Annotated in this window: 19 protein-coding genes and 1 tRNA gene; 10 read left to right on the forward strand and 10 right to left on the reverse strand. The window is 63.4% G+C overall.

All coding sequences use genetic code 11. The features are described 5' to 3' along the window. Positions 1 to 6 precede the first annotated feature (6 nt). The 4 genes from ACV4UZ_RS06590 to ACV4UZ_RS06605 all read left to right on the forward strand — a co-directional run bounded on the left by ACV4UZ_RS06590 (position 7) and on the right by ACV4UZ_RS06605 (position 4,846). Positions 7 to 879 (forward strand): hypothetical protein, encoded by an 873-nt coding sequence (locus ACV4UZ_RS06590; protein ID WP_491600108.1) that lies wholly within the window; start codon positions 7 to 9, stop codon positions 877 to 879. A gap of 10 nt (positions 880 to 889) precedes the next feature. Next, positions 890 to 1,681 carry a hypothetical protein gene (locus ACV4UZ_RS06595; protein WP_491600109.1) on the forward strand — a complete coding sequence of 264 codons (792 nt, stop codon included), beginning with the start codon at positions 890 to 892 and terminating at the stop codon, positions 1,679 to 1,681. 136 nt (positions 1,682 to 1,817) lie between these two features. Next, positions 1,818 to 2,213, forward strand: a complete 396-nt coding sequence (locus tag ACV4UZ_RS06600) for an NlpC/P60 family protein (protein ID WP_491600110.1) — start codon at positions 1,818 to 1,820, stop codon at positions 2,211 to 2,213. Then, positions 2,210 to 4,846, forward strand: a complete 2,637-nt coding sequence (locus tag ACV4UZ_RS06605; protein ID WP_491600111.1) for a host specificity factor TipJ family phage tail protein — start codon at positions 2,210 to 2,212, stop codon at positions 4,844 to 4,846. The genes ACV4UZ_RS06600 and ACV4UZ_RS06605 overlap by 4 nt, the downstream gene beginning before the upstream one ends. A 291-nt stretch (positions 4,847 to 5,137) precedes the next feature. Here ACV4UZ_RS06605 and ACV4UZ_RS06610 read toward each other — a convergent pair whose 3' ends face one another. The 3 genes from ACV4UZ_RS06610 to ACV4UZ_RS06620 form a co-directional block, all read right to left on the reverse strand. Then, complete coding sequence (locus ACV4UZ_RS06610) at positions 5,138 to 5,632, reverse strand: hypothetical protein (RefSeq protein ID WP_491600112.1); 495 nt, start codon at positions 5,630 to 5,632, stop codon at positions 5,138 to 5,140. Continuing rightward, the gene (locus ACV4UZ_RS06615) at positions 5,632 to 5,814 is read right to left on the reverse strand and encodes a hypothetical protein (RefSeq protein ID WP_491600113.1); all 183 of its coding nucleotides are present in this window, start codon (positions 5,812 to 5,814) and stop codon (positions 5,632 to 5,634) included. The genes ACV4UZ_RS06610 and ACV4UZ_RS06615 overlap by 1 nt, the downstream gene beginning before the upstream one ends. Positions 5,815 to 6,156: 342 nt before the next feature. Further along, entirely contained in the window at positions 6,157 to 6,324 is a 168-nt protein-coding gene (locus ACV4UZ_RS06620) for a DUF4113 domain-containing protein (RefSeq protein WP_491600114.1), read from the reverse strand. Positions 6,325 to 6,433: 109 nt separating this feature from the next. On the opposite strand from ACV4UZ_RS06620, the gene ACV4UZ_RS06625 reads away from it, so the two are divergent. The 4 genes from ACV4UZ_RS06625 to ACV4UZ_RS06640 all read left to right on the forward strand — a co-directional run bounded on the left by ACV4UZ_RS06625 (position 6,434) and on the right by ACV4UZ_RS06640 (position 8,416). After that, positions 6,434 to 6,613 carry a hypothetical protein gene (locus ACV4UZ_RS06625; RefSeq protein ID WP_491600115.1) on the forward strand — a complete coding sequence of 60 codons (180 nt, stop codon included), beginning with the start codon at positions 6,434 to 6,436 and terminating at the stop codon, positions 6,611 to 6,613. A gap of 8 nt (positions 6,614 to 6,621) precedes the next feature. Next, positions 6,622 to 7,089: an IS3 family transposase gene (locus tag ACV4UZ_RS06630; protein WP_491600116.1), complete on the forward strand. Its 468-nt coding sequence runs from the start codon at positions 6,622 to 6,624 to the stop codon at positions 7,087 to 7,089. Positions 7,090 to 7,163: 74 nt separating this feature from the next. Continuing rightward, positions 7,164 to 8,039, forward strand: a complete 876-nt coding sequence (locus tag ACV4UZ_RS06635; protein WP_491600117.1) for a recombinase family protein — start codon at positions 7,164 to 7,166, stop codon at positions 8,037 to 8,039. Further along, positions 8,036 to 8,416 carry a hypothetical protein gene (locus ACV4UZ_RS06640; RefSeq protein WP_491600118.1) on the forward strand — a complete coding sequence of 127 codons (381 nt, stop codon included), beginning with the start codon at positions 8,036 to 8,038 and terminating at the stop codon, positions 8,414 to 8,416. Before ACV4UZ_RS06635 ends, ACV4UZ_RS06640 begins: the two co-directional genes overlap by 4 nt. Positions 8,417 to 8,538: 122 nt before the next feature. Here the strand turns inward: ACV4UZ_RS06640 and ACV4UZ_RS06645 are convergent, their stop codons facing one another. The 5 genes from ACV4UZ_RS06645 to ACV4UZ_RS06665 form a co-directional block, all read right to left on the reverse strand. Next, positions 8,539 to 9,765 carry a hypothetical protein gene (locus tag ACV4UZ_RS06645; protein ID WP_491600119.1) on the reverse strand — a complete coding sequence of 409 codons (1,227 nt, stop codon included), beginning with the start codon at positions 9,763 to 9,765 and terminating at the stop codon, positions 8,539 to 8,541. 55 nt (positions 9,766 to 9,820) lie between these two features. Beyond that, positions 9,821 to 10,669, reverse strand: a complete 849-nt coding sequence (locus ACV4UZ_RS06650) for a hypothetical protein (RefSeq protein WP_491600120.1) — start codon at positions 10,667 to 10,669, stop codon at positions 9,821 to 9,823. A gap of 371 nt (positions 10,670 to 11,040) precedes the next feature. Next, a tRNA-Glu gene (locus tag ACV4UZ_RS06655) sits at positions 11,041 to 11,116 on the reverse strand. Between the two features lie 20 nt (positions 11,117 to 11,136). Beyond that, positions 11,137 to 11,607: a M67 family metallopeptidase gene (locus ACV4UZ_RS06660; protein ID WP_491600121.1), complete on the reverse strand. Its 471-nt coding sequence runs from the start codon at positions 11,605 to 11,607 to the stop codon at positions 11,137 to 11,139. A gap of 18 nt (positions 11,608 to 11,625) precedes the next feature. Continuing rightward, the gene (locus ACV4UZ_RS06665) at positions 11,626 to 11,955 is read right to left on the reverse strand and encodes a hypothetical protein (RefSeq protein ID WP_491600122.1); all 330 of its coding nucleotides are present in this window, start codon (positions 11,953 to 11,955) and stop codon (positions 11,626 to 11,628) included. A gap of 39 nt (positions 11,956 to 11,994) precedes the next feature. Here ACV4UZ_RS06665 and ACV4UZ_RS06670 point away from each other — a divergent pair, with 39 nt between their 5' ends. After that, positions 11,995 to 12,966 (forward strand): RluA family pseudouridine synthase, encoded by a 972-nt coding sequence (locus ACV4UZ_RS06670; RefSeq protein ID WP_491600123.1) that lies wholly within the window; start codon positions 11,995 to 11,997, stop codon positions 12,964 to 12,966. 127 nt (positions 12,967 to 13,093) lie between these two features. After that, positions 13,094 to 13,984: an RNA polymerase sigma factor RpoH gene (rpoH, locus tag ACV4UZ_RS06675; protein ID WP_491600124.1), complete on the forward strand. Its 891-nt coding sequence runs from the start codon at positions 13,094 to 13,096 to the stop codon at positions 13,982 to 13,984. A gap of 299 nt (positions 13,985 to 14,283) precedes the next feature. Here the strand turns inward: rpoH and ACV4UZ_RS06680 are convergent, their stop codons facing one another. Together ACV4UZ_RS06680 and ACV4UZ_RS06685 are read right to left on the reverse strand one after the other, a co-directional pair. Beyond that, positions 14,284 to 14,772: an acyl-CoA synthetase gene (locus ACV4UZ_RS06680; RefSeq protein WP_491600125.1), complete on the reverse strand. Its 489-nt coding sequence runs from the start codon at positions 14,770 to 14,772 to the stop codon at positions 14,284 to 14,286. An 80-nt stretch (positions 14,773 to 14,852) separates the two neighbouring features. Continuing rightward, positions 14,853 to 16,937 (reverse strand): protein kinase family protein, encoded by a 2,085-nt coding sequence (locus ACV4UZ_RS06685; RefSeq protein WP_491600126.1) that lies wholly within the window; start codon positions 16,935 to 16,937, stop codon positions 14,853 to 14,855. Positions 16,938 to 17,003: the final 66 nt, after the last annotated feature.

Raw genomic sequence — 17,003 nt, forward strand, 5'->3', positions numbered from 1 at the left:
CCTTTCATGACCATGCAGACCGACCTGCAGGCGGCCGTCGACAAGGCGGCATCCGCCAGCGCCAAGCTGCACGCCATCGTCCACGGCGATGCGGCATCCAATGTCGAGACCGAGAACGGCCCGGTCAAGACCGTGGCCGGGACCATCGCCGACAACGAGGCTGCCATCGCCGCCAGCCGGGCGGAACTGGACCAGAAGGTGGCCGACGCTTCCGATAGCGCCCAGGCCGCTTCGGCTTCCGCCCTGGCCGCCGCCGGCAGCGCCGCCACGGCAAGCGAACGCGCGGCCAAGATCCCCGACGTGGCCCCAGCCCACGCCCTCAAGGGAATCCGGGTCAATGGGGCGGGCGATGCCTACGAGCTTTATGTCGGCGGCGGCGACGTCAACGGTCCCGTCGGGGCGGCGGATGGTGATCTCGTCCGCTTTGACGGCGCCACCGGCAAGCTGCTGAAAGGCGGCGGCAAGGTCGAGGCCACCGACATCCAGGCGGGCGTGCTGGGCAGCGTGGCGGCCCGCAATGTCGGCACTGGCCCCGGCGCCATCCCTGACGTTCAGGCCGACGGCAAGCTTCCCGCATCCGTGCTGCCGGCCATCGATCTCTCCACCCGTGTCGCCAAGACCGGCGATTCCATGACCGGCCCGCTTGCCGGCACCGTCTTCAAGTCCAGCGGCACCGCCGCTGCCACCGGCTTCCAGATCGCCAGCGGCGCCGACTTGGCGACGCTGTTCAAAGCCGCCAGCTATACGGCCCTGCAATCGGCGGGAACCTCCGCCGGCGGCGATGGCGCCGGCAATTACACCTCTGTCTCCCTGGGGTCGAGTGGGACGCAGGTGGTTCTCTACACGACCAAAAACTGCAACTGCAATTGCATGGGATAGAGACGCCGTCATGCTCATCGCTTACTCCAAACGGCTTGGCTATCGGGTCGGCTTCATCGTCAGCCTTTCCGAAGGCGGCTTCACCGCGTCGGTCTACCGGCAATGGGTTGATGGCACGCATTCCGAGGACAGCAAAATAGACGGAGCCTCGGTCGCCGGTGTCCTGGCCGGGCGAGACCTGATCGTCTCGCCCCCGGTCATTTTTGATTTCGCCGAGATCCAGGGTCGCCGCGAGTTCTCTGACTATGGGTTCTGGTGCTCCACCCTCGATCCGTTCGATATCCACAAACCGCTGGGAATCTGGTTCAACCGTTTCGCCGAGACAGCCATAACCCGGCGTGACCGGGAGGAAAGTCCGCGAAACATGGAGACGGCGCCGTTGCACGTCTACGTACCGTTCCTGTCATCGACCTTCGCGGACTGCGCCTTGCACATCATGACACATCCCGACTGGCCGCTGGTCATCGACCAGAGCCCGGTCGAGCAGGAGGTCGAGGCGACCCGCTCGGCGGTACTGCCGCGGGTCAAGGTAGCCGGTGCCGTGCAGGTTGTCGCCGACGGCTATACCACGATCCCCATCCAGGTCGTGGATCGGCAGGGAATGCTGATTTCCTCGGCCGTCTGCGATCTCTATCTGGCCGAGACCGGGGGCTATCTGCCCATGCGGCGTGTTCGGCTGACCGATGGGATGGCCTCGTTCAAGGTCGGCGCCCTGGGCCTGGGGCCCGGCGACAGGTTCAAGATCAAGCTCGGTTTCCGGCATTTCTCCGGTCTCGCCGACGTCAATGTCGAGGTGGTGTGATGTTCAAGCTGCACCTGGAGCAAGCGGACGGCACACCGCCCGGCGGTTTCCCGGATTGGCGCGGTAATTGCCGCAGGGCGCTGCCCTGCACCCGCCAGGGACTTGTCCCTGGACCCCGTTCCCGAAGAGGCAATTCATGCATTGGGCTGCCGCCATGATCGGCCTGCCATGGTCACCCCATGGCCGGGGGCCGGACCTGTTCAATTGCTGGGAATTCGTCCGCATGGTGCAGGCCCAGCATTTCGGGAGGGTCCTGCCCGACATCGCCAATCCCGAAGATACCCTCGCCATGGGCCGCATCTTCCGCGATCACCCGGAACGGCGGCGCTGGGTCAAGGTCGACGTGCCGCAGGAAGGCGATTGCGTCCTGCTGCGCCGCTCCCGCCATCCCATCCATGTGGGCGTCTGGCTCGCCCTGGATGGCGGCGGCGTCCTGCACTGCGCCGAGGATTCTGGGGTGGTGTTCCAACGCCCCGACGCGCTGCGCCTCAATGGCTGGGCGATCGAGGGCTTCTACCGGTTTTCGCCATGAATGCTTCCGTCATTATCGTCACCAATCCGTTCGAGCCGGTGACCAGTCGCTCCGTCCATGCCGTCGAGGCGGGGATGACGGTAGGGGCCTTGCTGTTGGAATGCGGCATCGCCGCGGAAAGCTGGGCCACCGGGCCGGAAATCCGCATCGGCACCGACATGGTGTCGGCGGACGTCTATGCCCTGCGGGTGATCGGCGCGGGCGACATCGTCACCGTGATCCGCTGGCCCATGGGTGGCGGCGGCGGTGGTGGCGGGGGCAAGAACCCCATGCGGGTGGTGCTGACCATCGCGGTGATGGTGGCGGCCTTCTATGGCGGCGCGGCCCTGGCTCCCTATGTCGGCTCCGCCTTCGCCGAGGCCGGCATCGGCCTGACCATGGAAGCCGCCACCGCCATCGGCGCGGGAGCCATCACCCTGGCCGGCACGGCGTTGATCAACACCGTGGTCCCGGCCCCCAAGCCCTCCATCCCCTCCATGAGCTGGGGCGGCAGCGGCGCCATTCCGGCGGCCAGCCCCACCTACAGCCTGCAGGCCCAGGGCAACCAGGCCCGACTTGGCCAACCCATCCCGGTCATCTATGGCCGCCACCTGATCTATCCCGACCTGGCATGCGAGCCGTACCAGGATTATGTGGGCGGCGAGCAGTTCCTCTATCAGCTTCACGTCGTCGGCCAGGGCGAATACGAGATCGGACAAATCCGGATCGAGGACACCCCCATCTCCTCCTTCGAGGAGGTGCAGACCGAAATCGTGCCGCCCGGCGGCGAGGTGACGCTGTTCGACCCCGACGTGATCACCGCCGCCGAGGTGGCAGGTCAGGAACTGATAGCCCCCAATCTGGTGGCCTCCGGCGCCGACGGTTTCGTCGGCCCGTTCACCGCCAACCCGGTGGACACTTCTGCGGGGGCGCTGGGCATCGACGTGGTGATGCCGCGCGGCCTCTATTACGCTAACGATTCCGGCAGCCTTGATGCCCGCACGGTTCAGTGGCGCGTCGATACCCGCCCCATCGACGACAACGGCGATCCGCTGGCCCAGTGGTCGGTGCTGGGCAATGAAAGCCGAACCGCCGCCACCAACTCCCCCATCCGTCTGTCCTTCCGCTATCCGGTCAGTCCGGGCCGTTACGAGGTGCGCCTCAAGCGCCTGGATACCAAGGACACCGCCGAGCGAGCCGGGCATGAAATCCGCTGGGCGGCGCTGCGGGCCACTCTCGTCGGCCAGCCCGATTTCGGCGCCGTCACCCTGCTGGCGGTGAAGATGCGGGCTACGGACAACCTGACCCAGCGCTCCAGCCGCATGATCAACGTCATCGCCACCCGCAAGCTGCCGGTGTGGTCCCCGTCCAGCGGCTGGTCGGCCCCTCAGCCGACCCGTTCCATCGCCTGGGCGTTCGCCGATGCCTGCAAGGCCCAGTACGGCGGCAAGCTGGCCGATGCCCGCATCGACCTGCAGGCTCTTGCCACCCTGGATGCCGTTTGGCAAGGGCGTGGCGATTCCTTCGACGCGGTGTTCGACACCAGCATGACGGTGTGGGAAGCCCTGACCCGTATTGCCCGCTGCGGCCGGGCCGTGCCCATCCAGCAGGGCGGCATCGTCCGCATCATCCGTGATGCGCCCCAGACCATGCCGGTGGCCATGTTCGGGCCGCGCAACATCGTCAAGGGCTCGTTCAAGATCAAATACGTCATGCCCGGCGAGGACACCGCCGACGCGGTGACGGTGGAGTATTTCTCGTCGCGGACCTGGAAGCCCGACGAGACCACGGCCAAGCTGCCCGACAGCCAGGGCGATAGTCCGGCCAAGGTCAACCTGTTCGGCTGCACGGCCAAGGACCATGCCCAGCGGGAAGGCCTCTACATCGCCGCCAACAACCGCTACCGCCGCCGCCTGGTCACCTTCCGCACCGAGCTGGAGGGCATGATCCCCACCTACGGCGATCTGGTCGCCATCACCCACGACATGCCCCGCTGGGGCCAGGGCGGTGAGGTGGTCGGCCACCACGGCGACGTGCTTGGGGAGGGCCTGACCGTGAAGTTGCTCGATCTGCTCGGCGATGCCGCCGCCATCGCGGCCAATCCCGTCGTCGGGCTTGCCAAGGTGGCGCTGGACGTTGTGCCGGACATCGCCAGCCTGTTCGGCGACGATGCCGAAAAGGCCGTCGGCAAGCTGGCCGACACCGTCCGCGCCATCACCGGCACCGACGATCCCGACAAGGCCCGCGAGGCGCTGACCGACCCCAATCTGGTATTCCAGCTTCGCTCCCAGGCTCAGGCATTCGCCCATGCCGAACGCATGCAGCAGATGGCCGGTGCGCTCACCACCCTGACCGCGACCCTGGCCGACCGCCAGAATGCCCGTGCCCGCGACACCGAATTCATCAAAACCGGGCGCAGCAACACCCGCGCCAACGTCCTGCTGGTGACGGCTGGGGCGGGCATCGTCGGCGGGATTGGATTCATGGTGTTCGGCCATGTGGACGGCAACACCGCCGTTGGCGGCTGCATCATCTCGGTGGTGACGCTGCTGGCAGGCAAGTTCGCCACCGCCTTCGATTTCGAGTTCGGCGGTTCGGCGGATTCGGAGCAGACCCGCACATTGCTGGCGCAGGCGCCGCCGATTGGCAGATAGTTCAAATCAGATTGAGCACGACGCGGCCGACCGGGGGGAAACCCTGGTCGGCCGCATTTTGTGTTTTGGGGATCCGAATGGAATCTACATCATCCTATGCCGTCAATACGGCCATGACGGACCGTGTGAGATTAATCACATCAACTGCCCAATGACCGGAATGTAACGCATGCATTCCGGTGGGAGACGGTAAGGCTGTAATTCGTCGGCTGGCTCGGCGGAAACCCTCAACTATCGGTGCGCCCAGGCCCAGGCCGGCAGGATATCGGTGCTGCGATGCCCCCTTCAACGTTATGAGGACATGCTTTCCAGCATAATCCTCATGGCGTTAGGGGATATCGAATGATGACGTAGTGAGACGATCAGGTCATGGACCAACTCTGGCTTGATTTCCAGGTTGATACCATCCGCCGCTAAGATCGCGTAGGCGAGGCGCATCGCCACGAACTCGTTGACGAAAAGCCAAAGCGGGTTAGCTGTGGTTGGGCTTTGGTTACCAAACGGATGAGCGATCTTGTGCTCATCCATCATCTCCACGAAATGGGCAAGGCGAAAGACGCGAAAGGGCTTAAGCTTCCGCAGCCAGAATGCGTAAGCACCCGCCACCTTGTAAGGATTTGGGAAATCTATCCCGGGAATGGCCGTAAGGTGCGCGCTAGCCTTCCGGGCCACCTCTTCGACGATTTCCCAGTCCGCCACTATTTGGCAGCCCCAATCTTCGGCAACACGGTTTCGTGCTGCAGAGAATGCCTCTCTGACAGCCTCAAGATCGGCAGTATCGAACACTAATCTTGTGCCTTTGAGAGCATTTGCGCAACAGCTCCCCATGCAGCACCCTCACCAGCGGCATTGCTATGCAGAACTTCGGCAACGCGGCGAAAATCGGTGGCCGGGGCGGTGTTATGCGCATAGGGACGGTTGATCTTCTCAACCTGCTCCTTCGACAAGCCGCTCTTATTCTCGTCCATTGAAAAGCCTTTCGACCCTCTTACGCTCGGTACTAAACTCGCTCTCATTTTTGGGAAGCGATTTTTTTGAGCGCGAGACTTATAAGGCGGATGGTACAGCCGCGCAACCGGTTCTGTCACGTCTGATGACGGGGAAACGTAACTTACCTTCGCTTCGGGTGGTTTTGACCTACCTTTATGGGCTGCCAGGTGGGGGCGTTCAAAGCCTGGAGCGGGCTTCTACATGTGCCGTCCGAGGGCAGTCCACAGGCCTTCGGTCTGCCTCACGGCTAGCCATGTGTATCAATCTCTGGATGAGGGATGTGGCCAAGTGGAGTTCTCTGGACATCCTCTGATCCGAAATCATAGGCACCGGGCATCCAGCGACGCCCTCGGGATATCCTCCCACCGACTCGTATAAGACGGGCTTTTCCTCTCCTGGCGCATCTTCCATGGAGCATCTTGCCGTGAAAGCCCAAATGCCAAAGCTCCGCGACCAAATTTGGCATTGACCGCATCCAGTGCCTGCATCAGATGGGTGGGAGGCTTTGGGACTGGGGCGGAAAATAAATCTCGCGGCACTGCTTCAGGCCGGATTAATTCCAACAACACGACGCCCGCCTACGGCGTCCATCCGACCATGATCCATCAATGGAAGAAGGCCCTTTTGGACGGGGCTGCTGATATCTTCGAACGCGGCGGCAAGAAGAAGGCCGAGGTGGACGAAGACACGGTACGGTCCCTGCACGCCAAGATCGGGGAGCTGGCCGTGGCCAACGATTTTTTGTCTCGAAAGCTCAAGCCGTGGACCGGCAAGTGAGGCGGACCATGATCGAGCCGAAACACCCGGCGCTGTCGATCGGCGCCCAATGCCGTCTGCTGTCGATTGCACGCTCCTCGTTCTATTACGAGCCCCAGGGCGAGACGGAGACCAACCTGGACCTGATGCGGCAGATCGACCGCCAATTCCTGGAGACGCCGTTCTATGGTGTCCGTCAGATGGCTTGGCATCTCCAGAACGAGGGCCATCCGGTCAACGTCAAGCGCGTCCGGCGGCTGATGCGGCTCATGGGCCTGATGCCGATCTACCAGAAGCCCAATACCAGCAAGCCCGCCAAGGGCCACAAGACCTATCCCTACCTGCTGCGGGGCCTGCGGATCGACCGGCCCAATCAGGTCTGGTGCGCCGACATCAACCACCAACGGCCTCACGCCGCCCATGGCGGCAGAACCCCTGCCGTGGTCTACTGGAACACCATCAACCAAACCGATCAGCAGGCCCGGAGAGTAGCTTAAACTTCCCCGAAATCTGTCCAGCCAACGGGGAGTAGCTCAATATCCTGCTGTCCTTCGCCCAGTTCGAGCGCGAGGTGATCGGCGAACGTGTCCGCGACAAGGTGGCGGCGTCGCGCCGCAAGGGGATCTGGATGGGCGGGCCGGTGCCGTTCGGCTACCGTTGCGCCGACCGCAAGCTGCTGGTGGTCGAGGATGAAGCCGCCACCGTGCGAATGATCTTCGAGCGGTTCATCCGAATCGGCTCCGCCACCCTGCTGGTCAAGGAACTGGCCGAGGAGGGCATCACCCGTCGGGGCAAGAAACTGGATAAGGGCGGCCTCTATAAGCTGCTGGCCAATCCGCTTTATATCGGCAAGGCGGTCCACAAGGGCGTGTCCTATGACGGCGAACACGAGGCGATCATCGACCAGGCCCTGTGGGACAAGGTCCGCGCCGTGATGGAGGTCAGTCCGCGTACTCGCGCGAGCCGCACCCGAGCGCAGACCCCGGCGCTGCTGAAGGGGCTCATCTTCGCCCCTGGCGGTCGGGCGATGACGCCCGCCCATACCCGCAAGGGCGGGAAGCTTTACCGCTACTACGTCACCATGAACGTAATCAAGGAAGGCCCCGATGCCTGCCCGGTGGGACGCGTTCCTGCCGCCCAGGTTGAGAACGCGGTGATCGACCAGTTGCGCTCGCTGCTGCGCACGCCGGAGGTGGTGGCTCGCACATGGAAAAGTGTCCGCGCCGAGAGCGAGGCGATGACCGAGCGGGAGATCGCCACCACTCTGGGCCAGCTTGATCCCCTTTGGGACGAACTGTTTCCCGCCGAGCAGGCCCGCATCGTCCAGCTTCTGGTCGAACGGGTCGATCTCTCGCCCCAGGGCATCAATATCAGCCTGCGCACCGACGGGTTGGCCCTGCTTGCCGGGGAACTGAAACCCGCCAAGGGGCGGAGGGCGGCGGCATGACCACCACCGTGTTCGTGCCCATGACTTTCCGCCGCATCGGTGGGCGCAAGCGCATCATCCTGCCCGATGGCAGCCTCTATAACCCGGAAACACGGGTGCCAGTGGACAACCCTATTGTCCGGTCGTTGGCACGAGCCTTCCGCTGGCGACGCATGCTGGAATCCGGGCAGCACGCCTCGATCAATGAACTGGCCAAGGCCGAACGGGTGGACCGCGCCTTCGCCAGCCGCGTCCTGCGGCTCACCCTGCTGGCCCCAGATATTGTTGAGGCTATTCTGGCGGGGCGTCAGCCTGAGAGACTGACAGTGCGGACGCTGCTGGGGCCCTTTCCAGTGGACTGGACGGAGCAGAGGCGGGGGTTAAGTCTGGATGCGTGAGTTATTCCACCACATATTGGATTGCACAAGAAAGCGGCCGGCTCTCGCTTGATGGGCACCCCACGCAGTTGGATCGTCGCAATATTGGTATGATTGCGTATCGCCTTCGTCCGAGCCGTCAGCTATGCAGCCTTCTCGCAGACACTCGACACCACTGCTTCACCTTGGATGCGGATATTGAGAATCTGGCGTTCATCCCTGATCTGGCGGAGGTCGAACGTGACGCCTAGCGGAAACAGGTATCTCCGAACGAAATCGGCCGTTTCATATGCCCTGAAAGTTAAATTTTCGGCATAACCACCGCTATGGATGTTAAATGATCCGCTCAGAACTTCGGTTTTTTCCAGACCAATTGCGGCGTAAAACTTTGCGTGTGACTGCTGCTTGAAGAATGCGTCGTCCGAATGAAGTTGCTCCAGCATTGGCGCGAGGATGCCGAACTTTCGAAGCGTGGCGATATCCAGGCCAGTGTGCTCTGCCGCCTTCAGGAAGCCGTTCCAGGTTCCGCGTCGCGTGACGAGTATGGTCCGGCGCGGATCCGTGTGCCCCAGGACGAGATTCCAAAGGTCCATCCGGTCTTCTTCACGACCGCGATAGTCCAGGCCGATGAACGGAACCACCAGCATGACGACTTGATTTCTGGCTCGCCATCTTAAGAGAAGCTTCTTGAATATCTCGATGCACTGGTCCCGCGAATAGATGCCGTCAACGTCCGTCAATTGCGTCGTATCATCAGGCCCTGCTAGGACGAACTTCGACGCCTTATTAGGGAAATCGTCGGCCTCGACGTAATCATGGACGAACGAGACATCGTGTGCAGAACAGCCGCATCGAGCCTCAAGGGTGATTCGGATAGCGTCCGCTTTGGTCTCGTACCCCTTCAAGTAGGCGGTGATGTGTCGCCCAAGCGCATCGTTGACGGCATTCAGTGCCCGCGCGAGTTCCTGATAAGCTGTGTTCTCAATATCCTCACCGCACGCGGGGCATGTGTAGATTGCCCGCTCCGCCAAGTCGAACATACCATGGTCGTCCTTTTGACCGCTCTGTATAACGAGCATGCTGTCCGAGAGTTCGTCGCCGGTAGAAAGGCCGTGCGCAGTAAGAACGTCACCCATGTTTTCGAGATCGTCATCCCAGACGCCGACGACCGTCCCTCCGCTGACTACTCGAGATGCGTCATGAGGGTTGGCTACACGCATGAAGGATTTCGTTCCGCAACCATCGCACGCGATGACGAAACCGCCGCGATCATTCATGCCACCTGGGTAGCGGCCGATCGACACATGGATGCGCTCGCCACATCCCGGATGTCGACAGATCGCAATCACGTCTCTATGCGACACTTCCATTGTCAAATTCTCCGCTTTCCCAGGTAAGTCCGCATCCATATTTGCCCGATTTTCGTCAGTGCCCGAGGAGCGTCTGCATCCTGCTTTGTAGGGCTTTAGTCAGGGCTGCGCGTCCTTCTCCGTTGTTGTGATACCGGACGTAGCGAAGGTGACGCAGGTCGAACGGAATGTCGTGTTCGCTCTGAGTAATGAGGATAACCTCGCGCCCGAGCGTATGGGCGATTCCCGCCTCGTAGAACACGTTCGGATTTCTACCTGAGCAGTCGCAGATGACGATCCGGGATCGGTCGATGAGGGCAACTACGTCCTGTATGATGGCGGCATTCTCCCAGATATCATCAGCCCGTCGGCACCGAAGACCCACGTTTTCAGCGGCTAGCTTGATGCTGTCGTACACGGGATTGAACCCTGCATCGAAGGGCATCATTGCCGACGCGAGGGTCGGCTCAATGTTTTCGTGCTCTGGAATCTGAAACACCGTCGGGCGTTGACGGCGGGGCCGCACATTTCTGAGCAGGAAGCGGTAAAGGTCTACTTCCTTCACGGCCCAATGGTTCCGCGAAAACTCGAAATCACGGGGCATGTCCAGTTCCCCACGATTCGCGTAGATCATGCAGTTTTGCAGCGTCGGCACTTCTGGGTCAAAACTGACCTCCAGAGACAGGTCGCTGCCGCTAATTCGAGTTCGGTTGATCTGGCCAACGTAAGCAAGCTCATCTGTCGTCCCCTCTTCGCAGAAGAGGCACGGCAGTGTGGTCAGGCGATCCAATAGGGGGCTACCATCGCGCCGAAATTGGTCTGCAATATGGTCATCGGTGTACTCGAACATCCGCGCCATGGGGATGACGACCCGACCAGACGGCCAATCAACATTAAACATCAAGAGGTTAAACATGGTCGCCACCGCGATATTTATCCGCAACAGCATCTACCATAAAGTGTGCAGATTGTCATGCCAGTAGCGGAGATATTCCTGGCAAAGCGGGCGATGGCTGCTGGCCCGCACTCTTCCGCCACCAGACTCCATCCACCCCCATCAACCCGCCCAAACTACACGCCGCAACATATTTCTTGCATCGCCGCAAATACAACGACTTACCGACCTGTTGATACAAATCGGCGTGTCAATAGGTATGGAGAAAAAACCGCTATAGAGAGAGAATTTGGCCCATTTTCGGCAGGCCCGCGTCAGCACATAGACATGCGAAAACCGCGCAAAGCCTTTGGATTTCCAAGGCTACGTCATATCTATAGAGCCAGTTTTCTTTAAGAGAATGGCGTCCCCACGGGGATTCGAACCCCGGTTGCCGCCGTGAGAGGGCGGTGTCCTAGGCCTCTAGACGATGGGGACGTCGAGGCGCGAGGCCCGCTTTATGTCGGAAAGCGGGCGGCCTGGCAAGCCCTTTTTTCCGCTGTTTCCAGGCGGACCGCAAATACCTTGCCGGCGTCGCGGTCCAGGCGGTGGGCGCGCATCTGGATGGTCTGGGGGCGGCCCTGGCGGTCGGCGGCGATTCCGACGATCAGCCAGAGCAGATCGGGCTCCCAGGCCTGGGCCAGGTCGGTGGCCGAGGGCCGGGCGCTGCCGTCGGGGTGGGAGTGCCAATGACCGACCACCCGCTCCGGGGTGCCGCGCACCGACCGCTCGGCGGCGAAGCGGACCGCCGGGTCCAGTTCGAAGCGGTCGTTGCCGTCCGCCCTGAGCAGATTCTCGGCGTGCATCACCCGGGTGACGGTGACGGTCCGGCGGCCCCGGCCGATCAGCAGGCCGCAGCCTTCGGCCGGCCAGGCGGCCTCGGCGGCGGTGGCGATGTCGGCCATCTGCTCCGCCGACAGGATCAGCATGCGCCCCTCCTCCGCCCTTTAGCGGACAGCCGGCTCGGGGGTGAGCGCGAAACTGCCCGCCACCTTGCCCTGGCCGGGATCGAGCACCAGGATGCGTTCCGGCCCGCCGCCGGACAGGCGCAGCACCACCCGCTCGCCGGCCACCACCATCTGCTCGACCCGCGATCCGGCGGGCACCGGCACGGCCAGCTGGCCGAATTCCGCCACCGGAGCAAGGCCGGAAGCCGACGGAGCGGCCGTGGGCGTTCCCTTCATCGGCGCTTTGCTGTAAAGCCCATAGCCGAGGAGGCCGAGACCGGCCAGCAGCAGCACCCCCAGGAACACCACCAACGCCTTGATCGCTCTCATGGTTCCAGCTTCAATCCCTGTTCATGGACGCACCGTCCCGTGACCCGGCACCTGACCCCCGCCGCCGTCGAGGCCGACGAGGCCGGCAGCCGGCTCGACCGCTGGCTGGCGGCCCGCCTGCCGGAGCTGTCGCGCACCCGCATCAAGGCGCTGATCGAAGACGGCCGGGTCAACCTGGACGGGACGACCATATCCGACGCCTCGCTGAGGGTCAAACCCGGCCAGAGCTTCGCCGTCCAGGTGCCCCCCGACACCCCCGCCGAGCCCGAGGCCCAGGACATCGCGCTGAACGTGGTCTACGAGGACGAGGATCTCATCGTCATCGACAAGCCGGCCGGCATGGTGGTCCACCCCGCGCCGGGCAATCCCGATGAAACGCTGGTCAACGCCCTGCTGGCCCATTGCGGCGAATCCCTGGCCGGCATCGGCGGCGTGCGGCGGCCCGGCATCGTGCACCGCATCGACAAGGACACCAGCGGCCTGCTGGTCGCCGCCAAGACCGATTCCGCGCACCGTGGCCTGGCCGACCAGTTCGCCGCCCATTCCCTGGAACGCGCCTATTGGGCCCTGGTCTGGGGCACCCCCACTCCCCGCCAGGGCGAGATCGAGGGCAACATCGGCCGCAACCCCCACGACCGCAAGAAGATGGCCGTGGTCAAATCCGGCGGCAAGCCGGCGCTGACCCGCTATCGGGTGCTGAGGAGCTTCGCCAGCGGCGCCGTCAGTCTGGTGGAGTGCCGGCTGGCCACCGGACGCACCCACCAGATTCGCGTCCATATGACCAGCATCGGCCACCCCCTGATCGGCGATCCCGTCTATGGGCGCATTCGCGGTAGCCGGCGAGTGGTCCTACCACCTGAGGTGAGGGAAGCCGTGACCGGTTTTTCGCGCCAGGCCCTTCATGCCTACCTACTTGGTTTTTCCCATCCTACTAAAGGATATGATGTTCGTTTCGAAAGCCGTATACCACTTGATATCAATCAACTAATCCAGATTTTAGAGGTTCTATAAAAAACGCCTATACTTGAGCCATGAGCTATGACATTATCGTCTCATCAACCGGTGACGACGGACCCCTCTTGATGGGCCGGTCCGCAAACGAGGGAAAACCCTCCGCGCCGCAAGAGGAGATGAGACGATGACGGCAATCGCTTCCAGTCTGTCGCTCGCGCCCGAAGGCAACCTGACCCGGTACCTTCAGGACATCCGCAAATTCCCCATGCTGCCGCCCGAGGAGGAATACCTCCTGGCCAAGCGCTTCCGCGAGCACGGCGACCTGCCGGCCGCCAACCGGCTGGTGACCAGCCATCTGCGGCTGGTGGCCAAGATCGCCATGGGCTATCGCGGCTATGGCCTGCCGCTGGGCGAGCTGATCAGCGAGGGCAATGTCGGCATGATGCAGGCGGTACGCCGTTTCGACCCCGAACGGGGGTTCCGGCTGGCCACCTACGCCATGTGGTGGATCCGCGCCGCCATCCAGGAATACATCCTGCATTCGTGGTCGCTGGTGAAGATGGGCACCACCGCCGCCCAGAAGAAGCTGTTCTTCAACCTGCGCAAGCTCAAGGGCCAGATGCAGGCCATCGAGGAAGGCGACATGTCCGCCGAGAACGTGGCCATGATCGCCACCAAGCTGGACGTCACCGAGGACGAGGTCATCACCATGAACCGGCGGCTGTCCAGCCCCGACCACTCGCTGAACGCGCCGGTCCGCGCCGAGGGCGAGGGGGAATGGCAGGACTGGCTGGTGGACGACCACGACGACCAGGAGACCGAGCTGGGCGAACGCGAGGAACTGGGCCAGCGCCGGCAATTGCTGACCAGCGCCCTGGCCTCGCTCAACGACCGCGAGCGGGCCATCCTGATCCAGCGCCGCCTGACCGAGGAGCCCGCCACCCTGGAGGACCTGTCCCAGCGCTACGGCATCTCGCGCGAACGGGTGCGCCAGATCGAGGTGCGCGCCTTCGAGAAGCTGCAGAAGTCGGTGAAGTCCGCCTCCGCCCTGGCCGAGTCCCAGAACCGGGCGTAATACCAAACTGCGATGAGCGTGACTCATCGCAGTTTGGATAGGCCCAAAGGGCCGCGCCGCTTATGCGGCGGGAGCCCAGCCGCCGCAGGTGGCGCCCGGCGATTGAGGGCGATGCACTGATCGGTTCCGATCAGTGCATCTTGGTATAAGCCCCCCTTCAGAGACGATGGAAAAAGCCCCCGGCCGATGGTCGGGGGCTTTTTCCGTGCGGAAAGGACGAAGGGCAGGAGAAGGAAAGCCCTCTCCCTTCGTGACCCTTCGCGCCTTCGTGGTGAATCCTCTCGGGCCGGACCGCCGCCTCAGCCCTTCTTGGAAACCTCGTCGCCCCAATCCTCGATCAGCTTCTTCTGCGCCGCCTTCAGGTTGTTCACCCGGCGCTGGCCGCTGGCCGCCAGGTAGCTGGCCACCATGGGCGGCATGGCGGCATAGATGCCCCAGCCGATGGCGGAGCAGCCGTAGGCGGTCATCAGCATGACGGGATCGGTCAGCATGCGGATGGCCTCGTCCAGGGTATGGACGCCGAACCACAGGGTGAACAGGTAGGGAAACACGCCGGCGAAGTTCAGGCCGCCGACGCACAGGAAGGCATACTTGTTGGGGCCCTTCTCGGTGGCCCACGAGGCCAGGGTCGGCAGCATGCCGAAGCCCACCAGGGCCACGGTGGGCAGCGAGAACGGCACCAGGGCGGCCAGGACCATCAGGACCACGCCCTTGTTGATTCCGACACCGCCGGCACCGGCCCTCTTCTTTGCCGCCGCCGCCGCCCGCGCCTGTTCCACTGCCGACATTTTCTTCGCCATGGGGCGAAGCATGGCATCACGGCCCGCCGATGGCAATGCCGCGGGCAGGCGAGCTCAGGCGGAGCGCCCTAAAAAACCGCCGAAATCACCACCACCGACGCGGTGATCATGGCGATGAGAATGCCGGTCACCGCCGCCGTCTGGCGTCCGATCTTGTCGGCCTCGGCGGCGCGCTCCTCGGTTTCCAGCAAGATGTGCTTGATTTCATCCTCGGCCGCCGCGTACTGGGCCTGGGCAAAGGTGAATTCCTGCTCGTCGCGGACCCGTTCATCGACGTTTTCCAGCAGGTTGTAGATCTCCACCACCGAGCCCTTGCGCACCAGCCGGGGCACTTCCTTTTCCAGTTCCTTGCGCTTCTCGCGGCCGTGAAAGCCCTGGACGATGGGAGCGATCATCACGCCGACCCAGGCGGCCAGGCCCGGCAGGGATTCCGGCCCCAGTCGGTACTGCAGCACGGCGAACAGGTTGAGCGCCCCCATCATGGCGACGCTGGGGTTGGAATCGTTCAGCGCCGTGAGGTTGCGGTCGATGTCCGAGCGCATGCGGGCGCCGAGGAAGGCGGCGATGTGGCGGTCCACGGGAATCTGCTTGCCGTCGGTCCGCTTGGACGCCGCGACGTTGAGCGCCGGCAGCAATTCCTTGACCTCGACCACGTATTCCTCGCCCAACAGCGAGCTTTGGCACGGCAGGGCGTCGTTCAGCTCGTACAGGCAGCGTTCCAGCCCGTATCCCATGCCGGTCTGCGACAGGTAGGAGCGCAACTCCTTGAAGTTGGATTCCATCAGCGAGTTGTCGGGCTGGTACTCGCCGCGCATCTCGAACCACAGGCGCGGCACCTCGCGCAGGATGATCTCGGTCAGCAGCCGGGTGTCGCCCCGGCTGGCCATCACCGCCGCCAGCGCCGAGCCGAAGCCGTCGGGCATGGCGTTGAAGCCCTTGTAGCGGATGGGCGCGGCCTGATCCAACAGGATCAGGACCTTGCACAGCATCAGGTCGGTAGAGCTTTTCTTGTCGGTGGAGGAGTTGAGCGCCATGCGCACCACCTCGGCCACCACGTTGGCCTTGTCCTTGTCCTCGACGGCGCGGCGCAGCCACAGTTCCAGCTTGCCCTCGACCACCGGCGGAATGGCCTGATCCCAGTTCCTGGACATGGCCTGGGACAGTTCACGGCCGTTGAAGTATTCCTTGCCCATGAAGGGGAAGCCGCGCGCCGCCCGCTTCTCGCCCCGGGGCTGCAGCGGCGACATGCGCCGCCCCGACAGCCACAGATCCAGGTCCTCGGCATCCCAGCGCTGGTCGCCGTCGTCGCACAGCAGGCCGCGCAGCAGCTCGATCAGGGGCAGCGGCAGACGTTCGTCGCCGATCAGCATGTTGTAGCTGCCCTGCTGGATCTTGGCGGCCAGGATGGCGTCGTCGTTCATGCCGGCCACCGGATTGCGGCCGAGAATCAGGAAGGCGATGGTGACGCCCAGGGAATAGAAATCCTCGGTATGATTGCCGCTGCCCCGGGCGATGGGGGTGCACATGCCCGATTCGATGGTCTCGAACAGGATGGGCTGATCGAAGGCCGGCGGCGTGCAGACGCAATCGCCGAAGGCCAGGCGCTCGCCGTTGCCGTCGGCGAAGAACAGGTTGGTGGGGCGGATGGAACGGTGGGGAACACCGCGGGAATCCATTTCCTTCAGCGCGGCGGTCAGCGGCTCGATCACCCGCTTGGTGATCTGGTACTCGTCGATGCGCGGCACGTCCGAGCGCATGGAATTCATCACCCGGTTGCCGGCCGGGCGTTCGTAGACCACCGTCATGCACTGGCGGCCGGCGGGCGGCCAGTTCATGGGCCCCCATTCCACCAACTGCATCAGGCCCGGCGAGGACACGCCCTTCAAGGCCCGCATCACGTTGACGCGGGGCGGCAGTTCGGGCTTGCAGATCAGACCGAACAGGGCGCGGCTGGGATCACGCTTGTCCTCGGCGACGAAGGCGTCGGCCGAGGGGGTGGACAGTTCGGGCAGCGGCTGGTTGGAACGGATGGTGAAGCGGTCGCGCAGAACCCCGGGTGGACCGGTCTGCTTGACCACCTCCACCTTGACGTCATCGCCATCCTCGTCCTCGGCCGGATCGATCTCGATCTCGGCCTCGTCGATTTCCGACATCTGCCCCTTCCATGGGCCGGTCCCCGTGACGGGACCGGACTGCTTCTCAGTCTAAAGGCGGAAAGG

Source organism: Paramagnetospirillum sp. (genome assembly GCF_058402745.1).

What these genes read in the sequence shown, in the direction of transcription:
- ACV4UZ_RS06645 (WP_491600119.1), bottom strand. Translation starts at nt 9,765, where the DNA reads ATGGAAGTGTCGCATAGAGACGTGATTGCGATCTGTCGACATCCGGGA.
- ACV4UZ_RS06680 (WP_491600125.1), bottom strand. Translation starts at nt 14,772, where the DNA reads ATGTCGGCAGTGGAACAGGCGCGGGCGGCGGCGGCGGCAAAGAAGAGG.
- ACV4UZ_RS06660 (WP_491600121.1), bottom strand. Translation starts at nt 11,607, where the DNA reads ATGCTGATCCTGTCGGCGGAGCAGATGGCCGACATCGCCACCGCCGCC.
- ACV4UZ_RS06595 (WP_491600109.1), top strand. Translation starts at nt 890, where the DNA reads ATGCTCATCGCTTACTCCAAACGGCTTGGCTATCGGGTCGGCTTCATC.
- ACV4UZ_RS06630 (WP_491600116.1), top strand. Translation starts at nt 6,622, where the DNA reads ATGATCGAGCCGAAACACCCGGCGCTGTCGATCGGCGCCCAATGCCGT.
- ACV4UZ_RS06665 (WP_491600122.1), bottom strand. Translation starts at nt 11,955, where the DNA reads ATGAGAGCGATCAAGGCGTTGGTGGTGTTCCTGGGGGTGCTGCTGCTG.
- rpoH (WP_491600124.1), top strand. Translation starts at nt 13,094, where the DNA reads ATGACGGCAATCGCTTCCAGTCTGTCGCTCGCGCCCGAAGGCAACCTG.
- ACV4UZ_RS06615 (WP_491600113.1), bottom strand. Translation starts at nt 5,814, where the DNA reads ATGGACGAGAATAAGAGCGGCTTGTCGAAGGAGCAGGTTGAGAAGATC.
- ACV4UZ_RS06620 (WP_491600114.1), bottom strand. Translation starts at nt 6,324, where the DNA reads ATGCAGGCACTGGATGCGGTCAATGCCAAATTTGGTCGCGGAGCTTTG.
- ACV4UZ_RS06600 (WP_491600110.1), top strand. Translation starts at nt 1,818, where the DNA reads ATGCATTGGGCTGCCGCCATGATCGGCCTGCCATGGTCACCCCATGGC.
- ACV4UZ_RS06605 (WP_491600111.1), top strand. Translation starts at nt 2,210, where the DNA reads ATGAATGCTTCCGTCATTATCGTCACCAATCCGTTCGAGCCGGTGACC.
- ACV4UZ_RS06590 (WP_491600108.1), top strand. Translation starts at nt 7, where the DNA reads ATGACCATGCAGACCGACCTGCAGGCGGCCGTCGACAAGGCGGCATCC.
- ACV4UZ_RS06640 (WP_491600118.1), top strand. Translation starts at nt 8,036, where the DNA reads ATGACCACCACCGTGTTCGTGCCCATGACTTTCCGCCGCATCGGTGGG.
- ACV4UZ_RS06685 (WP_491600126.1), bottom strand. Translation starts at nt 16,937, where the DNA reads ATGTCGGAAATCGACGAGGCCGAGATCGAGATCGATCCGGCCGAGGAC.
- ACV4UZ_RS06625 (WP_491600115.1), top strand. Translation starts at nt 6,434, where the DNA reads ATGATCCATCAATGGAAGAAGGCCCTTTTGGACGGGGCTGCTGATATC.